This window comes from Nocardia sp. NPDC003183, assembly GCF_053590715.1.
On the sequence record NZ_JBSFTG010000003.1, the window covers coordinates 811,038 to 835,382 of the forward strand.

Genomic DNA, 24,345 nt, shown 5'->3' on the forward strand with positions numbered 1-24,345 from the left:
TCGTACCGACCTGGCGTTCGAGTCACCGGGGTCACAGGCCTGCGGCTAATCCGCCTCTTCGCGGTTTCTGCCGGTCGTTCCCGGGCAGCGTAATGAGTTTCCGGGAGTGCGGATAGGTGTTCGACAGGTTCGGACGTCCCCGGCGCGTTTCCCATCTCCCAGCGTGATCAGTGGTTTTGTTCGGGACCGAGTCGCGGATCCCGCCTGAGCGGGAGTGATTGGGGGCGAATCTGTTCAGCGCTCATCGCCTGGCATCGGGCGGGTGCGGAGACTGTGGCCGTCGAGACGGCCGGGCGGGGCGGCGAGGAGGTCGAGGACGGTGGGCGTGAGGTCCACCAGGGTGTGGGCGCTGGTCACGGTGCCCGGGGTGAAGTCGGGGCCGCGGGCGATGACGAAGTTGGCGGTTTCGGCGGGGGTCTGGCCGCCGTGGCCACCGGCCGGGAGGTGTCCGTGGTCGGTGGTGACCAGGACGGTCCACTGTTCACGGGGTTGAGCGTGCGCGCGCTGGTCGACCGCCGCGACGATCTGGCCGACGAGCGCGTCCACCCGGCGAATCGCGGCGAGATAGGCGCGGGACGCACCGCCGTGCCGGTGGCCCGCCAGGTCGATCTGGTCGAGGTGGGTGAAGACCAGATCGGGGCCGGAACGCTCGATCGCGGACACCACTTCGGTGGCGGTCGCGGCATCGGTGGCCGACTCGTCGGGATCGTCGACGACGGGTGCGGTGGTGAGGGCGATGTCGGCGCGCCGGTCACCGGTGGCGGCGATCGCCGCGATCTGGTGCCAGGTGCCGATGGACACCGTGTGCCGAGTGGGGTCGGCCCGTTCGATCCGGGTGAACACGCTCGGGTGCGCCAGGAACGGACTCGCGTCGAATTCGTTGCCGGTGATCCCGTGCTCGGTGTCCCACACCCCGGTCAGCGCGCTGGCCCACGACGGCCCGGAAATCGTGATGTGCCCCGCGATGGTCCCCTGCGACAGCAGCCCTTGCGCGGCGAGATGCCGCAATCGCGGTGCCTGTGCCGCATCGGCCTTGTCGAACATCAGCCCATCGATCCCGATGACGACGACCTTGTTCACCACCTCGCCCGCGCCGCGCCGCGGAGCACCGAACGCGGCCGCCGCGTCGACCCTCGCCCCCACGTCGTCGAACGCCGCTACCGAGCCTGCCGTCGATCCCACCAGCGGAATCGTCACCAACGCCGTGACCAGCGCTGCGAGCACTTTCGCCGGAGCCGACACCTCGCGCATGTCCTCACGATGCGGGATCGGCACCGACGCGGCGAGGCCGACGCGACGGTGTTCATCGACGTTTCATCGGCTTCGCACGCATCGGACGCCTCGCTGAACATCCCGCGAACGGGCGAGGCGAGTTCCGCCGCCTCGGCGCGCACGCCGAAATACTGCCGCAGGCAGGCGATCTCACCGATGCCGACACCGAGCGAGAGTCGGCAATCCGGTCGCCGGGGCTCAGTGTCCGTCGACGTCGAACGCCCACACCACAGCAGGCCGCCCGGTGGCTTTCACCCGGCGACGTTCACCGGTCCGGCCGAGCCCTGGAATCGCGGCGAGCGTGCGGTTGAGGTTGGCCGGGTCGGGACGAGTGCCGTGGAGGGAGGTACTGAGATCGACCGCGCGGGTGGCGGGGAACTCGGTGCCCGCCAGTGCCCGGGTGAGCGTCGGGTCCTTCCACAGAAGTCCGGCCAGCAACGCACGACTGGTATCGACGATGCGATTGTGGTCGAACGCCAGCGGCGGGACCTCGTCGAAGCCCACCCACTCGGCGGGTCCCTCGTGCTCGGCGACCACCGCCCACATCGCGATGGCCAGCGTCGGCCCGCGCGGGTCGCGGTGTGGTTCGTCGAACGTGACGAGCTGGCCGACCGCGCCGACCGCCGCGGGTGGCACCCCGAGTTTGGTGTGGACGGCGCGCCGGGCCGCGTCGACGAGACGTTCGCCGCGGCCGAGTAGCACACCCGGTAGCGCGAGTTCGCCGGTGAACGGCTCGAACTCGCGGGGGGCGATGCCGATCCGGACGCCACTGTCGGCATCCCAGCACCGCAGGGTCACCACATCGATCGACACAACGGATTGCTCCACGTCATCCCATCCTGCCTCGAGCTGCTCTGCTCCGGGCGCAGTACGTTGTCACCGGCCGGTACCGCGGTTCACGGTACGGATGCTCCGATTCTTCCCTGCCCACCGACATCAGCGGTCCGCTCCCTCCGGTCGGCGACCGAAGCCGCGACAGCGCGGTCGCGCCGATCCGGGCCGTGCCCGGTCAGCACCACCGGTACCCGCAACCGCTCGGCCAGCCACGCTGCCGGGTCGGTGTCGATCGGCACGAGAATCGGTGTCGCAGCGAGGAGTTGACCGGTGAGCCGCTGCTGGTGATCGAGATCACGCCACCGGCCGGGGACCAGTTCGGCCGATCTGCCCGCCGGCGTCTCGTATGCCTCTGCGGCGCAGAGGGTTCCGGGCATGTCGAGGTGGTTGACAACCAGCCCGTCGATCCCGCCGCACACATCGACGGCGTAGCGCAGCAGGATCGGATCCAGGTGTCCCTGCCGAAACGCACCCTGATAGTGCCCGGTGCCGTTGTGCGGTTCGGGAAAACCGAGCGGCGCTTCGGTCGGCAGCGGACCCGCGCCGTGCCGGGTCATATAGGTGCGGGTCACGCCGAGAACCGCGGCGGATCCGCCGATGTCGCGGATCATGGCGCGGGCGTTGCGTGGCTCGACCGTCGACCAGGTGGTGTGCGGGTGCAGGCCGCGCCACTCGTCGAGTAACACACCCTGCGCGCCCTCGAACACCAATCGGCCACCGTGCGCGATCCGGGCGAGTTCCTCCGCACCGGTGATGCGGACGGCTCGCGCGAAATCGCCGTACATCGCCACCAGGGCATCGATCGATTCGTACCCGTGCGCGCTGGGGCCGATGAGGTCCTCGTAGTGCGCCGCGAGCCGATCCAGTTTGGCGCGCAGCACGGCAGGAGCCCGGCAGTCGGCAACGCTCGGCGCGTCGTTCTCCAGTGCGTACCAGGCTGTTTCACCGATACCGCGGCCGCAGGAACCGTGCCGCGAAGTACCCCTCGCGTCCTCGCGCGCACGGTTCGCCGCGATGTGGATCGGCGTGGTCAGCAGGGCGCGGCCGTCGATGGCGAGCAGGCCGAGCGGGTCGTGCACACCGAGCGCCGCCACCTGTTCGGACTCGGCGGCGAGCGCGATCGGCTCGACCAGCATGTGCCGCGACAGCAGCGTCGGAACCCCCGAGAAAGTCCCCGATCCGAATTGCGCGAAGGTGTGGTGGCGACCGTCGGCCACGACGTTGTGCGCGGCCTGCGCACCGCCGTTGAACCGCACCACGGCCGCCACCCCGAGATCGGCCTCGGGCGAGCACAACCAGTCGACCGTGGCGCCCTTGCCCGCGTCACCGAAGCCCAGATCGACGACGACGAGGTGCCTGTCACCGAACACCTGGCTCATCGCCCCGGCGGCAGCGCGCGCGGTGCCTGGCCGGGCTTCGAGCCGAGCGCTCGCCCGACCGCATCGGCCTCGTCACTCGATCCGACGTCGCGCAGATCGGCCAGACCGGTGTCGAGATCGACCCGGTCCTCGCCCAATCCGATGGTCAGCGCGATCAGTTCGCAGACCGCGCCGGGGTCGTCGAGTTTCAGGAAGTTCTGCCCGAGCAACGCCCGCCAGTGTTCGGCGATGTCCGGATCCCGGTAGTACGACGACTGATTCGGCAGGATGTAGTACACGTGCCAGCGCCGCTCGAGTTCGCGATAGATCGACTCGACGGACACGTCGCGGCGCACATGGTCGCCGATCACCGCCCTGATGTGCCGGGCGGCCAGGCGAGGCTTGTTCAGCTCGTCGCCGATCAGGAACAGGTATCCCTTCTTGCCGCGCTTGTCCCATGCGTCCGTCGCGACATGCTCGGCGACGAAATAAGCGGCCAGTTCATAGCTTTCGGACTTCTGCCCGCCCCCGCCGCCTTCGAGCAGGATCGCCCGCAGCTGTTCGTCCATCCGGTTGTCGGATTCGAACTGCCCGACCTGCAACGGCACCCGGTCGGTGTCGGCGTCGCCGATCGCGCCGAACAGGACCTGCGGGTCCTGCGCGTACCCCTTGTTCTTCAGCAGCCCGTGCAGCTTTCCCAGCTTGTCCTGCATGATGCGTGGCACCCGGCCCATCGACCCGGTCACATCGAACAGCACGGCCACCGGCAGTGAGTTCCCGTGCTCGGCCGAGTCCCGGCACTCGCGCGTGCCGACCCCGAAGGGATCGAGCAGCGGATGCGCGCACCACGTGTCATACGGCTTCGCCCGCATCTCGGCCGTGTACCCGAAATCGTCCACCCCCTGCCGCGCCCGATACGTCTTGCCCGCCCGGTAGGCGGTGTCATCCCAGTTCCCGTACCCCATCCGAACCACGCCCTCTCGCCTTGATCGTTGTTTTAGTCTATTCAACTAAAACAACGATCGTCAAGGCGCCGGGGCGAATTCGCCGGAGCCGATCAGCAGGAGGCAGTGCCGTCCGGCAGAGGCGTCAAGCGCGAGGCGACGAGAACGGCACCGGGACCGGGCCTACCGCCCGGACCGGCATGCCAGGTGACATTGTCCGAGGTGAGCGGAGCGGCGCAGGCTCGACAGACGACGACACCCTCGGTCACGTGACCGCAGTCGCGGTGAACCACCGACAGCGGCGGCCCGTCCTCACCGGCAAGCCAGCGATCTCCCCACGCCAGCAGCATGGTCAGGATCGGGTAGAGATCGCGACCGCGGTCGGTGAGGACGTACTCGGTGCGGGTCGGGTTCTCCTGGTACACCCTGGTTTCCACGATCTCGTGGTCGCACAGGGTACGAAGACGATCGGTCAGCACATTGGACGCGATGCCGAGGTCTCGACGCAGGTCCTCGAAGCGGCTGATGCCGAGGAACAGGTCGCGCAGGATCAGGGGAGTCCACCGCTCCCCCACGATGCCGACGGTACGGGCGATCGAGCACGCGATATCGGCGAGGTCCACTTTTGCCATAGCACTCAGGATAGTCCATTGCTTTTTGCAAGTCAGCTGGTTACGGTCGGGAGGCACCTGAAGGATTCGCCACAGAGGAAGGTGTATTTCCCATGCCCGACGCCCTTGCCGATCCGGTGTCCACCGATTCGGTCGCCCGATTCCGGCGCGCGACCACCGACAACGACATCCCCGCCCTGCTCGACACCTTGACCGACGATGCCGAGCTCATCTCACCGGTGTCGGGGCGGCTCGTCTTCCGTGGCCGAACCGACCTCGCCCCGTTGCTCACCCTCGTCTATCGCGCGGTCAGCGATCTGCGATGGACCGACACACTCGGCACCGGCGACACCCGAGTCCTGTTGGGCGAAGCCAGGTTCGGGCCTTTCCGGATGACCGAGGCGATGGTGCTCGACCTCGATTCCGACGGCCGCATCCGGCGCATGCGCCCACACTTGCGTCCCTGGCTCGCGCTCACCGCCGTGGCGGTGTGGTTGGGCCCGAATCTGCTCCGGTATCCGGGAGCGGTGCGCCGGGCCGCGAGTTCTGGGCGGTAGCCACCGGACCGTCTTCGGCCAGGCCGTCCGGGGTGAGCTCGAGCCTGCGGGTGACCCCGATGTCGTCGAGGAAGCGTTCGTCGTGGCTCACCACGATCAGCGCACCCTCGAAACTCGCCAGTGCCTGGGTCAGATGAGCCAGGCTGGGCAGGTCGAGGTTGTTGGTGGGCTCATCGAGCATCAGCAGCCGGGGAGCCGGTTCGGCGAGCAGCAGGGTGGCCAGGGCGGCGCGCAGTCGTTCACCGCCCGAGAGGGCGGCGGCCGCGATGTCGGCGTCGGCGCCGCGGAACAGGAAGCGCGCGAGCTGACCGCGGATCTGTTCCGGTGTCGCGTGCGGTGCCGCGGCGGCGACATTCTCGAACACCGTTCGCGTTTCGTCGAAGACATCGAGTCGCTGCGGCAACAACCGCCACGAAACCTTCGGTCCCTCGGCGACGATCCGACGCAGCAGGGTGGTTTTGCCCGCGCCGTTGCGGCCGGTCACCGCGATCCGCTCCGGTCCGCTCACGCGCAGGTCGACCACCGGACCGTTGGCCAGCTCGACCCGCTGTAGGTCGAGCACATCCTGTCCCGGATACAGCCGGGTGCCGGGGAGCTCGACGCGGATCTCCCGGTCCGCGCGCACCAATTCCTCGGCCTGATCAAGGGTTTCGCGGGCAGAGTCGAGTTTGTCGATATGGGAGTTGCGCAGTTTGCCCGCCGATACCTCCGAGGCGTTCTTGCGCAGTCCCGCGACGATTTTCGGTACCCGCTTGTTGTCCTGCATCTTCTGTGCGAAGCGCGCCCGCCGGTCCAGTTTCGTTCGGGCGTCGACGAGTTCGCGCGCCTGCTTGCGCACATCGCTGCGCGCATCGCGAACGGCGGCGCGCGCCGCTTCCTGCTCGGCCTCGATGATCCGCTCGTAGTCACTGAAACCACCACCGAAGGAGCGGATTTCGCCCGCGCGCAGTTCGGCGATGCCGTCCATCCGATCGAGCAGTTCGCGATCGTGGCTGACCACGATCACGGTGCCCGCGAACTGCCGGATCACCTCGTAGAGCCGCCCGCGGGCGACCGCGTCGAGGTTGTTGGTCGGTTCGTCGAGCAGCAGCACGTCGGGTTCGCGCAGTAGTTCGGCGACCAGGCCGAGCAGCACGGTTTCGCCACCGGAGAGGGTGTCCAGGGTGCGGTCGAGGTCGTCGACCGAGGTGGCGACGTAGTCGAGACCGAGCTTGCCGAGCAGTGCGACAGCCTCGTCCTCGATCTGCCAGGACATGCCGACCGTGTCGAAGTCGGCGGGCTCGCCGGCGCCGCTCTCGATGCGGTGCAGCGCGCCGCGTACCTCGGCGATACCGAGCACCGCGTCCACCCGCTGACCGGTCTGCATGCCCAGGTCCTGCCGGAGATAGCCGAGACTGCCCGGCACGGAGATCGACCCACGCACCGGCTTCAGTTCACCGGCGACCAGCCGCAACAGCGTCGATTTGCCGGCCCCGTTGCTGCCGACGAGACCGATCTGACCGGGGCCGACGACAGCATCGAGCCCGTCGAAGACAGCGGTGCCATCCGGCCAGTGAAAGGTGAGATCGGACAAGGAAAGAGAGGTCATGCGGATCCCCTGGAGGTGCGACGGAAACACGGTGCGCAGAATGCGGACCGTCCGAGAGCGCTACCTCAAGAAATCAACGCGTGGCTCCGATCGCCGGGAACAAGACCCTTCATTGATAACACCGAGCTACCCCGACGCGCCACCCCTTTTTCTCCTCCTGTGAGGCCCGTCATGGAAAAGCTAGCCTGGACGCGAGTCGCCATCTTCGTGGGCGACCCCGGATCGAAGGAGTGCGATGGCGACGATTGTGGTGCGCAAGGCGGCCCGGCACGATGTCGGCGCGGTGGCCCAGACGCTGGCCGCGGCGTTCCAGCGCGACCCGGTGATGAGCTGGATCCTGCCGGATCCGGATCGTCGAGCCGCCGGCCTGCCCCGGTTCTTCGCCACGATGGCGCGCCACCTCTTCCTACCGGCGGATGCCTCCGACCTCGCGCTGCGCCCCGACGACACGGTGGGCGGCGTGGCCCTGTGGACCCCACCGCACCGTCAGAACCCGTCACCCCTGACCGAACTTCGCACGCTGCCCGGTATCTGGCGCGCGTTCGGCCGCCGCACCCTGGCCGGCAAACAGGTGGGTGACCTGCTGAAGAAGAACCATCCGACCGAACCACACTGGTATCTGGCGATGCTCGGCTCCGCCCCCGATGTCCGAGGCGGAGGTTACGGGAGCGCCCTGCTCCACAGCCGGCTCGACCGCGTCGACGCCGAGCACGCTGTCGCCTATCTGGAATCGAGCAACCCGGTCAACGTCCCGTACTACGAACGCTTCGGCTTCGTCGTGACCGGCGAATTGCAGGTGCCGGGCGGCCCGATGCTGTGGCCGATGCTGCGGGCAGCGCGCTGAGTCAGATCTTGACGATCGAGCTCACCGGGTAGTCACCCTGGTGCTCGCGGCCCTTCAGGAACTCGAGTTCCATCACCACGGCGGCGGCCACCACCTCGGCGCCGACCTCCTTGAACAGGGCGGCCGCGGCGGCGAGAGTGCCGCCGGTGGCGAGGACGTCGTCGAGCAACAGAATCCGCTTGCCCTCGAGGTCCACGCCGTCGGCGGGGATTTCCAGTGCGGCGGAACCGTATTCGAGCTTGTACTCGCGTGAGACGACCGGCGGCGGGAGCTTGCCGCCCTTGCGGATGGCGAGCACGCCGGTGCCGAGCGTCGCGGCGACGCCCGCTCCGAGCAGGAAGCCACGCGCGTCGACGCCTGCCACGAGGTCGGCGTCGGGGGCGATGGCGGCGAAGCAGTCGATGACCGCGCGGAAGCCCACGGCGTCGGCGAACACGGGAGTGAGATCGGCGAAACGCACACCCGGCGTGGGGAAGTCGTCGTGCCAGCGGGTCAGCCGGGTGACCGCGGCGGCCGCCTCGGCGGTGCGCTCACTGGCCTGATCGTCGGACTCGACCACCGCGTGCTTGCTCATCAACCCTCTTTCATCACGTGCGCTCATCGCTGCAACACCCAGCGATCCATGTTCCAGCCGGTACCGGCCTGTGTCGGCCCGGCGATCCCGTTCTGCATCCCGTTACCGAACGCGATGATGCGCGGCGTCGCGAACAACGGAATGCTCGGTAGCTGCGCCCACAGCAGGTTCTCGGCCTCGGTCAGCAGGTTCAGCGTCGCGGTCGAGTTGGCTTCGCCCGCAAGCTGATCGGTGATCGCATCGTAGCGACCGTTAGCGAAGCCACCGAAATCGAGGCCGCTACCTGCCCGCAACGCGGCGAACGCGGCAGCGCCCTCGCTCGATCCCGCGGGCCCCGGCACCGCGCCGGTTCCGCCGAGGACCGCGTCGACCGCGCCCTCGGGGAGCTTCACCGGGGTGAAGTCGGGCGAACCCGCGTCGACCACGGTGATGCCCGCGCCACGGCAGGTCTCGGCGATCATCGCCACGGTCTGCGCACGGCGGGCATCGGGACCCTGATACCCGATCCGCACCGTCGGCTGCGCCGTGCCGGAGGACGCCAACGTCGCGGTGGCCGCGGGGATGTCGGCGCCGCGATACCGGTCCGCACCTCCGGTCACCGCGGGGTAGTACAGCGAATCCTGCTGTACCACATGGGCGTTCAGCACTCCCGCGCCGAGGCCGTGCGGCGCGGGCTCACCCGCTTTACCCAGCGTGTCGAACAAGGCCTGGCGCGGCACACACTGTGCGAACGCCCGGCGCACCTCCACCCGTGAGAACACCCCACCGGTGGCGAGCACGAGCTGCTCGGCGCTACGGCTCGCCACCGTCCGCTCGTCGAAACCGTCGAGCTTCAGATCCGCGACCGACCCGGCCCCGAGATCGACGACCCCGAGCGCGTTCTCCTTCGCCTTGGCGGCGAAGTCGGTGCCCTTGGGCCACACCACGATCCGCTTCGTCTCGGGCGCGTCACCCCACCACTTCTCATTGGCGACCAGCACCAGACCGTCCTTCGCGCTGAAGGATTCGATCCGATACGGCCCCGACGACGGGAACTTCGTCAGGTCGAGCCCCCCGGCCTTCACGGTCCAGCCGGTGTTCCAGAAGTCGGCGATCCGGCCGATCACCGCACCGTCGCCGGTCTGCAGGGCGTTCACCACGTTCGGCACACCCACCGCCTGCGCCACCACATGGGCGGGCATCACCTCGGCCGCGGTGAACAGCGTCCGCCACGGCAGGTAGTGCTTGCCCGGCCGGAACACCACGGTGGCGTCCTTGGACCCGGGCTGACAGTCGATCCGTTCGATCTCGTCGTAGCCCACGGTGCTCGCGGCGTCGAACAACGAGACGGGCCCACGGTCGCCGGGGCGGGTGAACTTGCCCGAGCGCGCCGACCACGCCAGCACCAGATCGTCGCAGGAGGTCTTCACCCCGTCGGAGTACACCCCGTCCGGGTTGAGCCGGTACTGCACCGTCTGCGTCTCGCCCGGCACTTCCTTGGCTGTGCCGACGTCGGTGTCGGCCACCTGCTGACCGTCGGGTCCGGTGTAGAAGAACCCGGTCAGCACCCGGCCGAACACCGCCGCGGCGCCGCTGCTCGCGCCGAGCGTGCTCGCGCCGTTGTAGCTGGCGACCGCGGCGTCGACCGCGTACCCGATGGAGGGCACCTGGTTCTTGGTCGAGCACCCGGCCACCACGGAGGTGGTCACAGCCGCCGTGGCGAGCACGGTGATCAGTCGAATCGTGCTGCGTCGCATGATGAGACCCCCTGCTAGTCGGTCGTCAGTGCCTTCTCTGCTGCCGCTTCCCACTCGGACGCGACCCCGGCCGCGGCGCACCGCTGCCGGTCGGTCGTGCGCCACGGGCAGCCGTCGCGCCCACCGGAACCCGAGCGCCCGCACCGACACCGGCGCGCTTGTCCAGGACCTTCTTGGTGTGCGCGGCCACCGGACCCCAGCGTTCCTTGATCGAGACCAGCACCGGCACGGCGAGGAAGATCGAGGAGTAGGCGCCGACGATCATGCCGACCAGCTGCACCAGCGCGAGGTCCTTGAGCGTGCCGACCCCGAGCAACCACACCGCGATCACCAGCATGCCGATGATCGGCAGGATGCCGATCACGGTGGTGCTGATCGAGCGCATCAGCGTCTGGTTGGCGGCCAGGTTGGCCTGTTCGGCGTAGGTGCGTTTGTTCAGGTGCAGCACGCCACGGGTGTTCTCCTCGACCTTGTCGAAGACCACCACGTTGTCGTAGAGCACGTAGCCCAGAATCGTGAGCAGACCGATCACCGCGGCCGGTGTCACCTCGAACCCGACCAGCGAGTAGATACCCGCCGTCACGAACAGGTTGAAGAACAGCGACACGATCGCCGCGACGGACATGTCCCGCTCGAAACGGATGGCGATGTAGACCATCGTCAACAGCACGAACACCGCCAGCGCGATCAACGCCTTCTGGGTGATCTGCCCGCCCCAGGTCTCGCTGATCTCGGCGATGCTGATGGCGTTGCGGCTCACCTGCCCGGACGAGTCCTTGGGCTGGAATTCGTCGTAGAGCGCGGTCTGGAGCTGGTCGATCTGTTCCAGGTCGAGCGTTTCCGAACGCACCTGGATGGTGGCCGCGTCCCCGGAGCCGACCTTCTGCACCGATACCGGTCCGTGGCCGAGCGCCTGCGAGTAGACGTCTTCCACCTCCTGGGTGGTGACGCCCTCGGCCGCGGGGATCTGGATACGCGAGCCGCCCTCGAAGTCGATACCGAGGGTGAAACCGCGCACCCCGATGCTGAGCAGCGAGATCAGCAGCAGCACCGCCGACAGCGCGTAGAAGAACTTGCGCCTGCTGACGATGGGGAAGCCGCCGGTGCCGGTGTAGAGACGTTCGAAGAATCCGTGCTTCGGACCCTGCGTGGGCTCGTAGGAGTCCAGGTTCACCGATTCCTCGGTGGGTTTGTCGTTGCTCATCGTGACATCTCCTTCGACCTGGCCTGGCCGCGTTCCCTGGCGATCTGCTGAACCGAGCCGAGTCCGTTCACCGACGGCTTGGCCCAGAACGGCGATCGCGAGGCGAGCATCAGCAGCGGTGCGGTGACCAGGTACAGCACGATCACGTCGAGCACTGTGGTGACACCGAGGGTGAAGGCGAAGCCCTTCACCTGACCGGCGGCGAGCAGGTACAGCACGACCGAGGCGATCAAGCTGACCGTCTTACCGGACAGGTTGGTGCGCTGGGCTCGCTGCCAACCGCGCGGCACCGCCGAGCGGAAGCTGCGGCCTTCGCGCATCTCGTCCTTGATGCGTTCGAAGAACACCACGAACGAGTCGGCCGTCAAACCGATACCGATGATCAGACCGGCGATACCCGCGAGGTCGAGGGTGAACCCGATCCACCGCCCGAGCAGCACGATGATGCCGTAGACCGCGACACCGGCCGCGATCAGCGAGAACCCGGCCAGCAGGCCGAGCATCCGGTACACGAGCAGGCAGTACAGCAGCACCGCGATCAGGCCGACGGCGCCGGCCAGCAGACCCGCCTTCAGCGAGGACAGACCCAGCGTCGCCGAGACCGTCTCCGCTTCGGAGGTCTGGAACGACAGCGGCAGCGAACCGTACTTCAGCGTGTTGGCCAGCTCGGCCGCGCTGTCGGCGGTGAAGCTGCCCGAGATCGAGGTACGACCACCCAGCTGCGGGCCCTGCTGCACCTGCGGCGCGCTCACGACCTTCGAGTCGAGCACGAACGCGACCCGCTTGTTGACGTACTCACCGGTCAGCTTCGACCAGGCATCGGCACCGGAGGACTTGAACTCGAGGTTCACCTCGTGCCGGGCCTGCTGGGAGTTCAGGCCGGAGGTCGCGTCGGCGATCTCCTGGCCGTCGATGCGGCTCGGGCCGAGCAGGAACACCTCGGTGCCGTCCTGCGAGCAGGTGACCAGCGGCAGCGTCGGATCGTCGTTACCGGTCAGCGGGTCGGGCTTGGTGCAGTCCATGGCGGCCACGGCGACCTGCTGAACCTGCTGATCGGTGCTCTGACGCAGTGCCTTGGCGTCGGCGATCTCCTTGGCCTGCTGCTGCTGGGTGGTGAGCCCACCGGGCGGCGGCGTCGGCGTCGGCGGTGCCTGCGCGGGGAACACCCGCGACTGCGGCGCCGGGGTCGTCGCGCCCTCGGCGGGCGGGGTCGACTCGCCGGGCACGGGCGCCGGCGTCTCCGTGGCCGCGGGGGGCGCGGTGCCACCCGGTGGCGCGGTGCCGGTCGCAGGCGGGGCCGCGCCGCCTGCCTGCGGCTCGGTCGCGAACAGCACCGGGCGGATGTAGAGCTTGGCGGTGGTGGCCAGCGCGCGTGCCTGCTGGCTGTCCTCACCGGGCACCGTGATGACCAGGTTGTCACCGTCGATGACCACCTCGGAGCCGGAGACGCCGAGACCGTTGACGCGGCTCTCGATGATCTCCTGCGCCTTCTTCAGGCTGTCCTGGCTCGGCTTGTTGCCGTCGGGGGTCCGCGCGGTCAACGTGACGCGGGTACCGCCCTGCAGGTCGATGCCGAGCTTGGCCGACGGGGAATGGTCACCGGTGAAGAACACCAGCGCGTAGATCACGGCCAGCAGCGCGGCGTAGACGCCGAGCAGCCGGAACGGATGCGCCGATCCTTGGGAAGGTGGCACAGCAGGTCATCTCCTAGGCGGGAAGTCGAGGCTGGATCGGTGGGCACAACGGTGCCCGGCCCGCAACGCCAGTGCGCCCGGGCGGGAAAAGGGACTGGTCAGTCCTTGGTCAGCCGGGTCTCGGTCTGTTCCACGACTTCCTCGACGGGGGCGTCGGTGGCCTCGGGGGTCTCCTCGACCGTCTGCTCGTCGGCGCGCACCTCGCGGATCGCCTGGCGCAGCCACGTGGTGACCACGTCTTCGGCGATCTCCAGGTCGACGGTGTTCTCGTCGAGGTCGACGACGGTGCCGTACAGACCCGAGGTGGTGACGACAGCGTCACCGACCTTCAAGGCCTCCTGCATCGTCGAGACCTTCTCGGCCTCCCGCTTCTGTTTGCGGATACCGAAGAACATCGGCACGAGCAGGGCCAGGATCAGCAGCGGAAACAGGAAGTCCATCGTCGAAGTCAGTCCCTAGTCAGTGGTGGACGTGCAAGTACGCCTGACAGTCTGCCAGTTCCCCGCCGCGGCGACACACCGGACACCGACGCGCGCGTGAAACAGCCCCGGTCCGCGGGTGCGCGAACCGGGGCCGAGAGTGTTCAGGCGATGCTGCCGTAGGTGTAATCGTCGAGGGGGAAGGTGACGGCCTCGCGGTGCGCGGCGGCGGTGCTGGTCGGGCGCAGCAGTGCCGCTTCCCCGTGCTGGTTGAAGTAGTAGCTGCGCGCGGATGAGCAGTCACCGCCGTAGAAGACCGAGGAACCCAGCTTGTCGGTCATCCGGTCGAGGAATTCCGCGTTGGCTTCTTCGGTGACCTCGAAGGTCTGCTCGCCACGACGGAACAGCTCGGCGAACAACCTGCCCATGTGCTTCATCTGGGCTTCGATGGTGGTGAAGTACGACAGCCCGCTGTAGGAGTAGGGACTGTTGAGACTCAGGAAGTTGGGGAACTTGGGCACGGTGATGCCCTCATAGGCCTGAAAACGGTTGTCGCGCCAGAACTTTCCGAGGTTCACACCGTCGCGGCCGATGATCTCGATGGCCGGGAAGTTCACGTCCCAGAGGTTGAAGCCGGTGGCCAGCAGCAAGGTGTCGATCTCGGTTTTGTGGCCGTCGGCGGTGACGATGCCGTCGGGTTCCACGTGGTCGATCGAGTTCGTCTCCAGCCGCACGTGCGGTTGGTTGAACGTCTTGAAGTAGGTGTTGGAGAACGTCGGGCGCTTGCAGCCGAAGTCGTAGTGCGGGGTGAGCTTCTCCCGGGTCCCGGGATCACGCACCTGTGCGAACAGGTGCGCCTTGGCCAGCGCGGCGGCCGCCCGGTTCAGCGGTTTGGCCTGCTTGTAGTGCAGCACGCCGACAACCATCAGCGCCTCGAGCATGCCGGTGTTGACGAGCCGAGCCGCCTTCTGCGTGAGCGGGACCTTGTCGAACAGTTCCCGCACCACCCCCGGAATCGGCGCGTCGACCTTGGGCACCACCCAGATCGGGGTCCGCTGGAACACGGTCAGCTCGTCGACCTTCTTCGCGACCTCGGGCACCAGCTGCACCGCGGTGGCGCCGGTGCCGATGATGGCGGCCTTGCGACCGGTCAGGTCGTAATCGGCGTCCCAGTCGGTGGTGTGGATGATCTTGCCCGCGAAGGACTCGATGCCGGGGAACGGCGGCGTGTAGGGCTGGGACAGGAACCCTGTCGCCGCGAGCAGATAGCGCGCGGTCAGCGTCTCACCGCCGACGATCGTCACCACCCACTGCTGGTGCTCCGCGTCCCAGCGCGCACCGTCGACGACGGTGCCGAACCGCATCCGCCTGCGCAGATCGTATTTGTCGGCCACGTGCTCGGCGTATTTCTTCAGCTCGGCGCCGGGCGCGAACAAGCGGGTCCAGCGCGGATTCGGCTCGAAGGAATAGGAATAGGTCACCGAGGCGATGTCGACCGCCAGACCCGGATACCTGTTCACATGCCAGGTGCCGCCCAGGTCGTCCTCCCGTTCCAGGATGACGAAATCGCGCAACCCGAGCCGGTCGAGCTCGATACCGGCACCGATGCCACCGAAACCCGCTCCGACCACGACCGCGTCGAACTGAGGTACCACGCCGAACCTCCACACTGAGAGAGAATGCTCCAGTCTCAGAATGACACGTCATTCTGATTACATCGAATGTAACATCGTCAATGTGACGAAGCCACCCTCGCGAATCGACCAGCGCAAAGCCGAATTGCGCAGGGAGATCATCGATACCGCGTTCGACTGCTTCGCCGAGAAGGGCTATCACGCCACCGGAATCGCCGATATCGCCACGCGTCTTGGCATCGGACACGGCACCTTCTACCGCTACTTCGCGAACAAGCGCGACATCATCGACCATGTCATCGACGAGGTGAGCGGGCGCATCTTCGGCACGCTCGATAACGACATGGAGCCCGAAAGCGCCGCCACCATCGAGGAATACGCCGCACTGATCGACCGGCTCAGCGATTCACTCAACCGCGTCCTGCTCGACGATCCGCGCACCGCGCACCTGTTGCTGTTCCACGCCACCGGCATCGACGACGAGCTCACCGACCGGGTGTACGGCCTCGTCGACGCCACCGAGATCCTCATGGCGCGCTACCTCGATCACGGTGTGCGCGTCGGCTACCTGCGCGCCGATATCGATACCGCCAATACCGCCAAGGCGGCACTCGGCATGATCGTCGCCGGGCTGGTGGCGGGGATGCGAACCCCTGATCCGGCATCGATGTCGGTGTACAGTCACGCCGTGCGGCGGCTGTTCATCGATGGCGTGCGCGCCGCTGCCCGATAACGAAAAGCCGTGGGATAGAAGGGCAATCCTGAGACAATGACCGCTGTGACGCCCGACGATGTGAGCCGCACCCACTTCGCCATGCCGACCCTGGGGCACCGCGGCTACCACGCAGACGAGGTCGACGCCTTCCTGGAACGGGTGTCGGCCACCCTCGACGGGCAGGGCGCGCTCACCGCCGACGACATCCGTCACGTGCACTTCGGCGCACCGCGCTTCGGCGGTCGCGGATATCAGGCCGATCAGGTCGACGACTTCCTCGACCGGGTGCGGACCGAGCTCGAACATCGCCAGAAGGGCGGCGCCCCCGTTCCGGCGGCGCGCGCGGGCGACGATGTCGCCGAGATGCTCACTCCCGACGATGTGCACCGCATGCGGTTCACCCAGTCCGCCGTCGGCAGGCGCGGCTACCACGAGGAAGAGGTCGACGCCTTCCTCGACCTGGTCGCGGCGACCCTGGCCCACAACGGCCCCGGCAGCCTCACCACCGCCGATGTGCGGGGCGTCCGCTTCACCGACACCCGCCTCGGTACCCGCGGCTACGCCCGCGAAGAAGTCGACGCCTTCATCGACCTGGTGATCACCGCACTGGAACACCCCGAGCGCCGTCAGTAATTATGGCGGCCGGCGCCGCGGGGGTTCTCGGCCCGAAGGCCTCGATCTTCCCTCCCTCCGGGCACTCCTTCGTCGCACCCTCCACTCAGTCCAGATCGAGGCGGCCGAGAACCAACAGTAATTTTGGCGGCTGGCGCCGCGGGGTTCTCGGCCTGGCACGAGCGGTAGGGATTGCCGCCGGTTGCGTTATCCCTGGATGCTGTGGAGTTCGGCTTCTCGCAGGTCGTCGGGGAAGACGTAGCGGCGGAAGGCCCAGAAGCGGAACGCCATGGCCAGCAGGACGCCGAGGATCTGTCCCGAGATGAAGTTGGCGACCATCTGTACCGTCGGATCCACGTGCGGCACACGCAGATTCAGCGCGTAGAGCGACAGCGCCTGCGGGATCATGGTGACCACGATGCCCAAGGCGCTGACCGCGAAGAACAGGGCCGCTTCGTGACTGCGCTGGCGCCCGCCGCGTGCGTTGAACGACCACTCGCGGTTGAGGATATAGGAGGCGATGGTCGCGATCAGCGCCCCGAGCAGGCGTGCGGTGAGCGGCTTGTCGCCGAGCACCGTCAGTTTCACCGCGTACACAACGCCCGTGTCGATGAACCAGGTGATCGCACCGACCACGGCGAATTTCAGAAGTTCCCGATGCTTCAAGAGCAGGGAACGCAACGGCTCGGGGAGTCGTTGCACCACCTCTAGGACTGCCACCGAATCGACAGTAGACGACGTTGCGGCGCCGTGCCCGCCCGGAGGCGCGCTAGCTCAGTCGAAGCGGTCAGCGCTCGGTTGCGGTTCGCGACCACGCACTTCGATGGCGCCGATGACCAGGTCGGGCGGCGGCACCAGGCCGAGATGTTCCCAGGCCCCCGCGGTCGCCACCCGGCCGCGGGGTGTGCGGGCGACGAGTCCGGCGCGGACCAGGAAGGGTTCGCAGACCTCCTCCACGGTGGCCGCTTCCTCGCCGACGGCGACGGCCAGGGTCGATACACCCACCGGTCCCCCACCGAATCCACGCACGAGCGCACCGAGGACGGCGCGGTCGAGCCGGTCGAGGCCGAGCGCGTCGACGTCGTAGACCTCGAGCGCCGCCATCGCGATGGGGTGGGTGATGATGCCGTCCGCCCTGACCTCGGCGTAGTCGCGCACCCGGCGCAGCAGCCGGTTGGCGATACGCGGCGTGCCCCGCGAGCGCCCGGCGACCTCGGCGGCGGCGTCGTGGTCGATCTGCACTCCGAGAATCCGGGCCGAGCGGGTGAGGATCTGCAACAGCTCGGCGGGGTCGTAGAAGTCCATGTGCCCGGTGAAACCGAAGCGATCACGCAGCGGACCCGTGAGCGCGCCCGAACGGGTGGTGGCGCCGACCAGGGTGAACGGGGCGATGTCGAGCGGGATCGAGGTCGCGCCGGGACCTTTGCCGACGACCACGTCGACACGGAAGTCCTCCATCGCCAGGTACAGCATCTCCTCGGCCGGGCGGGCCATGCGGTGGATCTCGTCGATGAACAGGACATCGCCCTCGACCAAGTTGGAGAGCATGGCGGCGAGATCGCCCGCGCGTTCCAGCGCGGGTCCCGAGGTGATGCGCAGGGCGGTGCCGAGTTCGCCGGCGATGATCATCGCCATGCTGGTCTTGCCGAGGCCGGGCGGTCCCGACAGCAGGACATGGTCGGGAGTGGCGCCGCGCTGACGCGCGCCACGCAGGACCAGTGCCAGCTGTTCGCGCACGCGGGGCTGGCCGATGAACTCGTCGAGCGAGGTGGGACGCAGGCCGGTCTCTGCTTCGCCGTCGGTGCTGAGATACCGGGCGGTGAGGTCGGATTCGTCGGTCTCGGCGAAGGTGTCGAAGTCTTCGTCCACGGTCTACCTGTTCTTGCCGAGCAGGCCGAGCGCCGCGCGCAACGCCACCGAGGTGGTGGCGGTGGGCTGGTCGGCGAGGACGGTGTCGACGGCCTGTTCGGCCTGCTTCGCCGGGAACCCGAGGCCGACGAGCGCTTCGGAAACCTGCTCGCGCACAGGGGTACTCGGGGTTTGCGCACCGGGCGGACCGGTGGGGACGGCCACCTGGTTCACCTTGTCGCGCAGTTCGACGACCATCCGCTCGGCGCCGCGTTTGCCGATGCCGGGGACCCTGGTCAGCGCGGCGACGTTGCTCTCGGCCAACGCCTTTCGCAGCGCTTCGGGTTCGAGCACGGCGAGCACCGCCATCGCCAGGCGTGGGCCGACGCCGGAGACGGTCTGCAACAACGCGAACAGTTCGCGCGCTTCGGTGTCGGCGAACCCGAACAGGGTCATCGAGTCCTCGCGCACGATCATCGCCGTGTACAGGCGGGTCTGCTCGCCGCGGGTCAGCCCGGCGAGTGTGGCCGGGGTGGCGTTGAGGCGGTATCCGACGCCCGCTGCTTCGATCACCACGTGATCGAGCGCGATCTCGAGCACCTCCCCGCGTACCGACGCGATCACCCGCGCACCACCTTCCGTTGTTCGGCGAGCCGTTGTTCGTAGCGGCGGCGGACCTCGTCCGCCTGTGCCTGCGCGGCCGCCATCCGGTCCATCAGCGGCGCCCGCCAACAATGACAGATCGCCAGTGCGAGCGCGTCGGCGGCATCGGCCGGTTTCGGCGCGACCCGCAAACCGAGAATCCGCGTCACCATCGCGGTGACCTGCGCTTTGTCCGCCGTACCGTTGCCGGTGACGGCCGCTTTCACCTCGCTGGGCGTATGGAACGCCACCCGGATCCCGCGCCGCGCCGCGGCCAGCGCGATCACCCCACCGGCCTGCGCTGTGCCCATCGCGGTCCGCACGTTGTGCTGGGCGAACACCCGCTCGATCGCGACAGCTTCAGGCCGATGCGTATCCATCCACTCTTCGGCGGCATCCGCGACGGCCATCAACCGCAACGCCAGCTCGGCGTCGGGCGGGGTCCGCACCACCCCCACATCGAGGGCGACCACCTTCCGGCCCGGTCCGCTGTCCACCATGCTGAGCCCGCACCGGGTAAGCCCCGGATCGACGCCCATCACCCGCACCGGCCACCCCTTCGAAGACACGAACAGTTGTTCGAAAGTCTAGAGCATCCCCGCGTTCGGGCCGACCAACGACACGATCCTCACGCCGGTCGCGGCGGCAGCCCCAGCAACGCCGGATCGCGGGCGTGCTCGGCCCAGACCCCCGCCGGATCCGCGACCAGCTTGCGCGCCCGCAGGTCGAGCAGTCCACTCACATACGACACCGTCGCGGCGATCTCACCGTCCGCCCTGGTGAGAGTGTGCTCCACCCGATAGGTCTTGCCCTGCCCCCACTCCCACCGGCAGTCGACCTCGACCGTGTCGTTGGCGCGCAACTCCCGCAGATAGCGAACGTTCAGCTCGAGATTGACCGGCCCCATCCCCGCCGCGAGGAGGCCGGGCACCGAGACTCCCGCCTCGGTCACGCACGCGAACCGCGCGTGATCGGCGAACTGCTGATACGCCGAGCCGGTGACGTGCAGTTGCGGGTCGAGATCGGACACCCGAATCGGGATCCGAACCCGAAACGGCACAGTGGTTTCCGCCATGCCCGCGAGTGTGCCACCGGGGTCCGACACCTTCGCGGGCCGTCGCCGAGGGACCGGCGACTACGGCGTGCTCTTCAGCCCGATCGACGGGTCGATGAACTCGTTGGTGACGATCGCGTCGGCGGCGAGGCCGTCGGGAACCTCGACTCCGCGCTTGCGCAGGATCGGGGTGACGGCGCTGATCACCCGGTCGACGCGGGCGGTGTCGAAATCACCGAGGCTGCCGTCGGGGCCGTTGCCGACGATCTTCTGGGCGAGCTGGACTTTCACCGAGTCGGTGTTACCGCCCGCGGTCATCGGCGGACCGTCGGGAATCGTCTGGGCGATGCGCAGCAGCGCCGCGTTGACCGGTTCCGGATCGCTGATGTAGTCGATCTGGGCCTGCTGCAGCATCGGCACCAGCTTGCTCAGGCAGGGGCCGAGTTTTTCCCTGTCACCGGCGCGTACCGACCAGGCGTGCGGATAGATCTCATAGCCGGACTCGTGGACCAGCAACGACTTCACCGGCTTGAGCCACCCCTTCACGTCGTGTTCCCAGCGGTAGGGCTCGTTGGAGACGTAGCCCTGCTGCATCACTCGGCCGTGTTCGGCGACGAAGCGGCTCGGGGTGCCGTCGAAGGAGGCGTCGGCCTGGTCGGGTTTCACGTCGCCGTGGGCGATCAGGTAGTCCATGAACAGCTTGCCCTCGCTGTAGACGACGGGTGCGCCGGACGCGGGAACGTCCTTCCACGACGTGATCTGCGGGTAGGTCGCCGGATCGAACAGGACGATCTGCGGATTGACGTCGAGTGAGGCGAACACCCCGGTCACCGGGAATTTCGCCTGCGCCCGCACCGCGTCGTCGGTCGGGACGAAACCGAGGGTGATGCTCTGGTCCTGATACATCTGCGCGGGCACCGGCTGACCACCGAGGAACGGACCACCGAGGCGCACTTCGACATTCACCCCGGTGTCACCGAGCGGACCGGAGTACGCGCCCTTCTTCACATCGACCGTGCCGTTCGGCCCGACCAGCTGATACGCCGCCGCCCGCTCCGGCGTGGCGAACCAGTCCGTCTGAACGACCACGGTCGACGGGCAGACACCGGCGAGGACACCCTGCCCGGTGGGGCCGGGCACCGAGGTCGCACTGTTGCAGGCGGTCAGCACTGTGGCGCCGGCCAGCACGGCCGTGGCGAGGAGAGGTTTGCGCACCGGAAATCCTTCGGGGTCGAGCGAATGTGAGGGTGGGACAAGAGAAGTGGGCTACTTGCCGCGACGCAGTCCGTGCGCCCGGTCGACGCGCCCGGCCAGGAAGTCGAAGAACCAGAACAGGATCAGGCCGACCAGCGAGGACATCAGCAGCGCGGTGAGCAGTTCCTCGGTGGCGAGTTGCTGACGGTAGACATCGATCATCCGGCCGATGCCGGGCTCGCCCTGACGGAAGAAGAAGTCGGCCACGATGGAGCCGATGATGGCCATGCCGCCGGAGATCTTGAACCCGGAGATCATCGCCGGAAGCGCTGTGGGCAGTTGCAGTTTCAGCAACCGCTGCCACCGCGAGGCGCCGTGCAGGGTGAACAGGTCGTGCTCGGCGGGAGCCACCGATTTGAGCCCGAACAGCGTATTGGTGATCACCGGGAACAGCGCCACCATCACGCACACGATCACCCGGCTGGAGAACTCGTAGCCGAACCAGAACCCGAACAGCGGCACCACCGCGAGGATCGGGATCGTCTGCAGCACCACCGCGTACGGATACAGCGAGTATTCGGCCCAGCGCGCCTGGCTCATGACCACCGCGAAGCCGACGCCGAGCGCGATCGCGATCACCAGTCCCACGAGCGCGACCTGCACCGTCGACCACAGCGCGCTCAGGATCGTCGATCGCGCCAGCGGATCGAGCAGCCCCTTGACGATCACCTGTTCCGGCGCGGGCAGCAGGAACCGCGACTCCTCGGCCAGCAGTTGGTGGCTGACCAGCGACCAGAGCCCGAGGACTGCGACGAACACCAGGATCGGCGCGACGACACGCACCGGGGCGACCCGGAAAGGCCAGCGGTACTTCGGTTTCGCCGCCGATTCCGCGACGACTCCCCCGGGGAGGGCGACGGTGGTCATGCGGCGGCCTCCTGTCCACGCAGCGCGGCCGATACCTCGGCGCACAGGTGGGCGAATTCGGGGGTGTAGCGCAGCTCCGGGGTGCGCGGGAAGTCGAACGGGACCGGGATGTCGGCAGTCACCCGGCCCGGCCGGCCCGTGAGCACGACGACCCGAGTGGACAGGAACACCGCCTCTCCCACCGAGTGGGTGACGAACACTCCCGCGAACCCGTCGCGGCGGAACAGGGTGCCGACTTCCTCGTTCAGGCGCTGCCGGGTGATCTCGTCCAGCGCGCCGAACGGCTCGTCGAACAAGAACAGCTCCGGCTGCGACGTGAGGGCGCGCGCGATGGAGGCGCGCATCCGCATGCCGCCGGACAGCTGGGCGGGTTTGTGCTTCTCGAACCCGGCCAGTCCGACGCGTTCGATGGCGTCCGCGGCGGCGGCCCGACGGGTGGTCTTGTCGACGCCTTCCAGCTCGCCGGGCAGTTCCACGTTCTGCCGCACCGATCGCCATGGCAGCAGGGTGGATTCCTGGAAGACGTAGCCGAGGCGGCGGGTGCCGACACCGACCGTGCCCGTGGTGGGCTTCTCGAATCCGGCGGCCAGGCGGAGCAGGGTCGATTTGCCGCAGCCGGAGGGCCCGACCAGCGAGACGAATTCACCACTGCGAACAGCGATGTCGATGTCGGCGACGGCGGTGGTGCCGTTGTCGAAGGTCAACGTCACATTGTCGAAGGACAGGGCGGGGGCGGGCTCGTCGCGTTCAGCAGTCGTATACGAGTCCCGGCCCGATACTGCGGGGGCGGTGGAAACCGTGGCGCTCATGCACTATTTCTAGTGGCATACCATTGCCACCAGCGGTCAGCGCGATTACGTCCCTGTTTCGTATACGATCAGTTCGCAGTGCGGGTATCCGCCCGGGACACGATCTGGCCGCGCTTCACCACCAGCTGCCGGGTGGGCAGCTGGACCACCGCGGCGGCGGGCGTTTCGGCCTCCACCACGAACAGATCGGCGGGTGCGCCGACCGCGAGCCCGTAGTCGTCGAGGCCGAGAACCCTCGCGCCGCCATAGGTTCCCGCGGCCAGCGCGAGTTCGATCTCGGCATCGGCGACAAGGCGGTCACGGTAGGCGACGGTGTTCACGCGGCGCAGCATGTCGCCGTCGCCGTACGGCGTCCACAGGTCGCGAATGCCGTCGTTGCCCAGAGCCAGGGTGGCGCCCGCCTCGTGCATCACGCGGACGGGAACGACCGCCGCCTCACCGACCGCGCAGGTCACCATGGCGACACCTGCCTCGGCGAGCGCGTCGGCGAGGCGGCGCTGTTCGTCGTCGGATCGCCCGCCCATCGCATAGGCGTGGCTGATGGTGACCCGGCCGGAAAGGCCGGTCGCCCTGGTGCGTTCGATGATCAGGTCGAACTCCCACACACCCATGGCACCGCCGTCGTGCAGGTGGATATCGACCTTGGCGCCGAATTTGTCGGCGAGATCGAAGATCACATCGAGTTGCCCGACCGGGTCGTTGTCGTAGCCCGCCGGATCGAGGCCGCCGACGACTTCGACACCATCGGCCAGCGCCGCGGCCATCAACGCGGCGGTGCCGGGACGCGTGATCAGCCCACCCTGCGGGAAGGCGACCAGTTCCACCTCGACCCGCCCCGCGTGCCGTTCGGCGGCGGCCCGCACCTGCTCGACGCCCCGCAACCCGATGCCGGGATCGATGTCGACGTGGCTGCGCACGAAGGAGGTGCCGTATCCGACCATGGCACCCAACAGATTCGCGGCGTATTCGGCATTCGGAATGCCGAGTTCGGCGCGGCGGCGTTCCCCGTTGGCGATGCGCCCGGCCAGCGTCCGACCTCCCGAGTTGGCCACCCATGGCGCGCTGTACAGGGTTTTGTCCAGATGACAGTGGGTGTCCACGAGGCCGGGCAGTACCAGCGCGCCGTTCAGCTCGATGATCTCGGCGCCGGGAGCGGTGAGGCCGGTGCCGATCGCGGCGATCCGGCCGTCGGCTAGGTGGAGGTCAGCGAGTTCCGGTGTGGTACCGGGTGTCCACGGTCGGCCACCGCGCAGGAGCAGGTCGGTCATCAGAAGT

At 68.1% G+C, this 24,345-nt stretch carries 25 protein-coding genes; 4 read left to right on the plus strand and 21 right to left on the minus strand.

Annotation, left to right across the window (positions count from 1 at the left end):
* Positions 1-234 precede the first annotated feature (234 nt).
* The 5 genes from ACWDXS_RS15650 to ACWDXS_RS15670 all read right to left on the minus strand — a co-directional run bounded on the left by ACWDXS_RS15650 (position 235) and on the right by ACWDXS_RS15670 (position 5,040).
* On the minus strand, positions 235-1,251 hold the full coding sequence (locus ACWDXS_RS15650) for an alkaline phosphatase family protein (protein ID WP_449966121.1): 1,017 nt from the start codon (positions 1,249-1,251) through the stop codon (positions 235-237).
* A gap of 219 nt (positions 1,252-1,470) precedes the next feature.
* Entirely contained in the window at positions 1,471-2,100 is a 630-nt protein-coding gene (locus ACWDXS_RS15655) for an NUDIX hydrolase (RefSeq protein WP_449966124.1), read from the minus strand.
* Positions 2,101-2,168: 68 nt separating this feature from the next.
* Positions 2,169-3,485: an adenylosuccinate synthetase gene (locus tag ACWDXS_RS15660; protein WP_449966127.1), complete on the minus strand. Its 1,317-nt coding sequence runs from the start codon at positions 3,483-3,485 to the stop codon at positions 2,169-2,171.
* Positions 3,482-4,429 (minus strand): hypothetical protein, encoded by a 948-nt coding sequence (locus ACWDXS_RS15665; protein WP_387444439.1) that lies wholly within the window; start codon positions 4,427-4,429, stop codon positions 3,482-3,484. The genes ACWDXS_RS15660 and ACWDXS_RS15665 overlap by 4 nt, the downstream gene beginning before the upstream one ends.
* A gap of 92 nt (positions 4,430-4,521) precedes the next feature.
* A complete protein-coding gene (locus ACWDXS_RS15670) occupies positions 4,522-5,040 on the minus strand; it encodes a winged helix-turn-helix transcriptional regulator (RefSeq protein ID WP_387442779.1) in 519 nt (172 codons plus the stop codon).
* Positions 5,041-5,132: 92 nt separating this feature from the next.
* On the opposite strand from ACWDXS_RS15670, the gene ACWDXS_RS15675 reads away from it, so the two are divergent.
* A complete protein-coding gene (locus ACWDXS_RS15675) occupies positions 5,133-5,576 on the plus strand; it encodes a nuclear transport factor 2 family protein (protein WP_378626922.1) in 444 nt (147 codons plus the stop codon).
* On the opposite strand, the gene ACWDXS_RS15680 is transcribed toward ACWDXS_RS15675, so the two are convergent.
* Positions 5,494-7,164 (minus strand): ABC-F family ATP-binding cassette domain-containing protein, encoded by a 1,671-nt coding sequence (locus ACWDXS_RS15680; protein ID WP_449966131.1) that lies wholly within the window; start codon positions 7,162-7,164, stop codon positions 5,494-5,496. The genes ACWDXS_RS15675 and ACWDXS_RS15680 overlap by 83 nt on opposite strands.
* Before the next feature lie 235 nt (positions 7,165-7,399).
* Between ACWDXS_RS15680 and ACWDXS_RS15685 the strand changes: the two genes are divergently transcribed.
* A complete protein-coding gene (locus ACWDXS_RS15685) occupies positions 7,400-8,008 on the plus strand; it encodes a GNAT family N-acetyltransferase (RefSeq protein WP_449966134.1) in 609 nt (202 codons plus the stop codon).
* A 1-nt stretch (position 8,009) separates the two neighbouring features.
* Here ACWDXS_RS15685 and ACWDXS_RS15690 read toward each other — a convergent pair whose 3' ends face one another.
* The 6 genes from ACWDXS_RS15690 to ACWDXS_RS15715 form a co-directional block, all read right to left on the minus strand.
* Complete coding sequence (locus ACWDXS_RS15690) at positions 8,010-8,582, minus strand: adenine phosphoribosyltransferase (protein ID WP_378626917.1); 573 nt, start codon at positions 8,580-8,582, stop codon at positions 8,010-8,012.
* A 23-nt stretch (positions 8,583-8,605) separates the two neighbouring features.
* A complete protein-coding gene (locus ACWDXS_RS15695; protein WP_378988979.1) occupies positions 8,606-10,318 on the minus strand; it encodes an ABC transporter substrate-binding protein in 1,713 nt (570 codons plus the stop codon).
* 25 nt (positions 10,319-10,343) lie between these two features.
* The gene (gene secF / locus ACWDXS_RS15700; RefSeq protein WP_378988978.1) at positions 10,344-11,522 is read right to left on the minus strand and encodes a protein translocase subunit SecF; all 1,179 of its coding nucleotides are present in this window, start codon (positions 11,520-11,522) and stop codon (positions 10,344-10,346) included.
* A complete protein-coding gene (gene secD, locus ACWDXS_RS15705) occupies positions 11,519-13,216 on the minus strand; it encodes a protein translocase subunit SecD (RefSeq protein ID WP_449966139.1) in 1,698 nt (565 codons plus the stop codon). The genes secF and secD overlap by 4 nt, the downstream gene beginning before the upstream one ends.
* 98 nt (positions 13,217-13,314) lie before the next feature.
* Positions 13,315-13,656, minus strand: coding sequence for a preprotein translocase subunit YajC (gene yajC / locus ACWDXS_RS15710; RefSeq protein ID WP_449966142.1), 342 nt, complete (start codon positions 13,654-13,656; stop codon positions 13,315-13,317).
* A 143-nt stretch (positions 13,657-13,799) separates the two neighbouring features.
* Positions 13,800-15,290: a flavin-containing monooxygenase gene (locus tag ACWDXS_RS15715; RefSeq protein WP_449966144.1), complete on the minus strand. Its 1,491-nt coding sequence runs from the start codon at positions 15,288-15,290 to the stop codon at positions 13,800-13,802.
* Between the two features lie 82 nt (positions 15,291-15,372).
* Between ACWDXS_RS15715 and ACWDXS_RS15720 the strand changes: the two genes are divergently transcribed.
* Together ACWDXS_RS15720 and ACWDXS_RS15725 are read left to right on the plus strand one after the other, a co-directional pair.
* Complete coding sequence (locus tag ACWDXS_RS15720; protein ID WP_378988974.1) at positions 15,373-16,002, plus strand: TetR/AcrR family transcriptional regulator; 630 nt, start codon at positions 15,373-15,375, stop codon at positions 16,000-16,002.
* Between the two features lie 36 nt (positions 16,003-16,038).
* Positions 16,039-16,617 carry a DivIVA domain-containing protein gene (locus ACWDXS_RS15725; RefSeq protein WP_378626903.1) on the plus strand — a complete coding sequence of 193 codons (579 nt, stop codon included), beginning with the start codon at positions 16,039-16,041 and terminating at the stop codon, positions 16,615-16,617.
* 186 nt (positions 16,618-16,803) lie between these two features.
* Here ACWDXS_RS15725 and ACWDXS_RS15730 read toward each other — a convergent pair whose 3' ends face one another.
* From ACWDXS_RS15730 to ACWDXS_RS15770, 9 genes are all read right to left on the minus strand, one after another.
* A complete protein-coding gene (locus ACWDXS_RS15730) occupies positions 16,804-17,316 on the minus strand; it encodes a GtrA family protein (protein ID WP_378626902.1) in 513 nt (170 codons plus the stop codon).
* A 54-nt stretch (positions 17,317-17,370) separates the two neighbouring features.
* Entirely contained in the window at positions 17,371-18,465 is a 1,095-nt protein-coding gene (gene ruvB / locus ACWDXS_RS15735; protein ID WP_378626900.1) for a Holliday junction branch migration DNA helicase RuvB, read from the minus strand.
* A gap of 3 nt (positions 18,466-18,468) precedes the next feature.
* On the minus strand, positions 18,469-19,068 hold the full coding sequence (gene ruvA / locus ACWDXS_RS15740) for a Holliday junction branch migration protein RuvA (RefSeq protein ID WP_378988972.1): 600 nt from the start codon (positions 19,066-19,068) through the stop codon (positions 18,469-18,471).
* Complete coding sequence (ruvC, locus tag ACWDXS_RS15745; RefSeq protein ID WP_358111945.1) at positions 19,065-19,634, minus strand: crossover junction endodeoxyribonuclease RuvC; 570 nt, start codon at positions 19,632-19,634, stop codon at positions 19,065-19,067. Before ruvC ends, ruvA begins: the two co-directional genes overlap by 4 nt.
* Positions 19,635-19,714: 80 nt before the next feature.
* Positions 19,715-20,161, minus strand: a complete 447-nt coding sequence (locus ACWDXS_RS15750) for an acyl-CoA thioesterase (protein ID WP_378988971.1) — start codon at positions 20,159-20,161, stop codon at positions 19,715-19,717.
* Between the two features lie 60 nt (positions 20,162-20,221).
* Positions 20,222-21,355, minus strand: a complete 1,134-nt coding sequence (locus ACWDXS_RS15755) for an ABC transporter substrate-binding protein (RefSeq protein ID WP_378988970.1) — start codon at positions 21,353-21,355, stop codon at positions 20,222-20,224.
* Between the two features lie 51 nt (positions 21,356-21,406).
* Positions 21,407-22,261 (minus strand): ABC transporter permease, encoded by an 855-nt coding sequence (locus ACWDXS_RS15760; protein ID WP_378988969.1) that lies wholly within the window; start codon positions 22,259-22,261, stop codon positions 21,407-21,409.
* Positions 22,258-23,070 carry an ABC transporter ATP-binding protein gene (locus ACWDXS_RS15765; protein ID WP_378988968.1) on the minus strand — a complete coding sequence of 271 codons (813 nt, stop codon included), beginning with the start codon at positions 23,068-23,070 and terminating at the stop codon, positions 22,258-22,260. Before ACWDXS_RS15765 ends, ACWDXS_RS15760 begins: the two co-directional genes overlap by 4 nt.
* Before the next feature lie 68 nt (positions 23,071-23,138).
* Positions 23,139-24,338 carry an amidohydrolase gene (locus ACWDXS_RS15770; RefSeq protein WP_449966156.1) on the minus strand — a complete coding sequence of 400 codons (1,200 nt, stop codon included), beginning with the start codon at positions 24,336-24,338 and terminating at the stop codon, positions 23,139-23,141.
* Between the last annotated feature and the right edge of the window lie 7 nt (positions 24,339-24,345).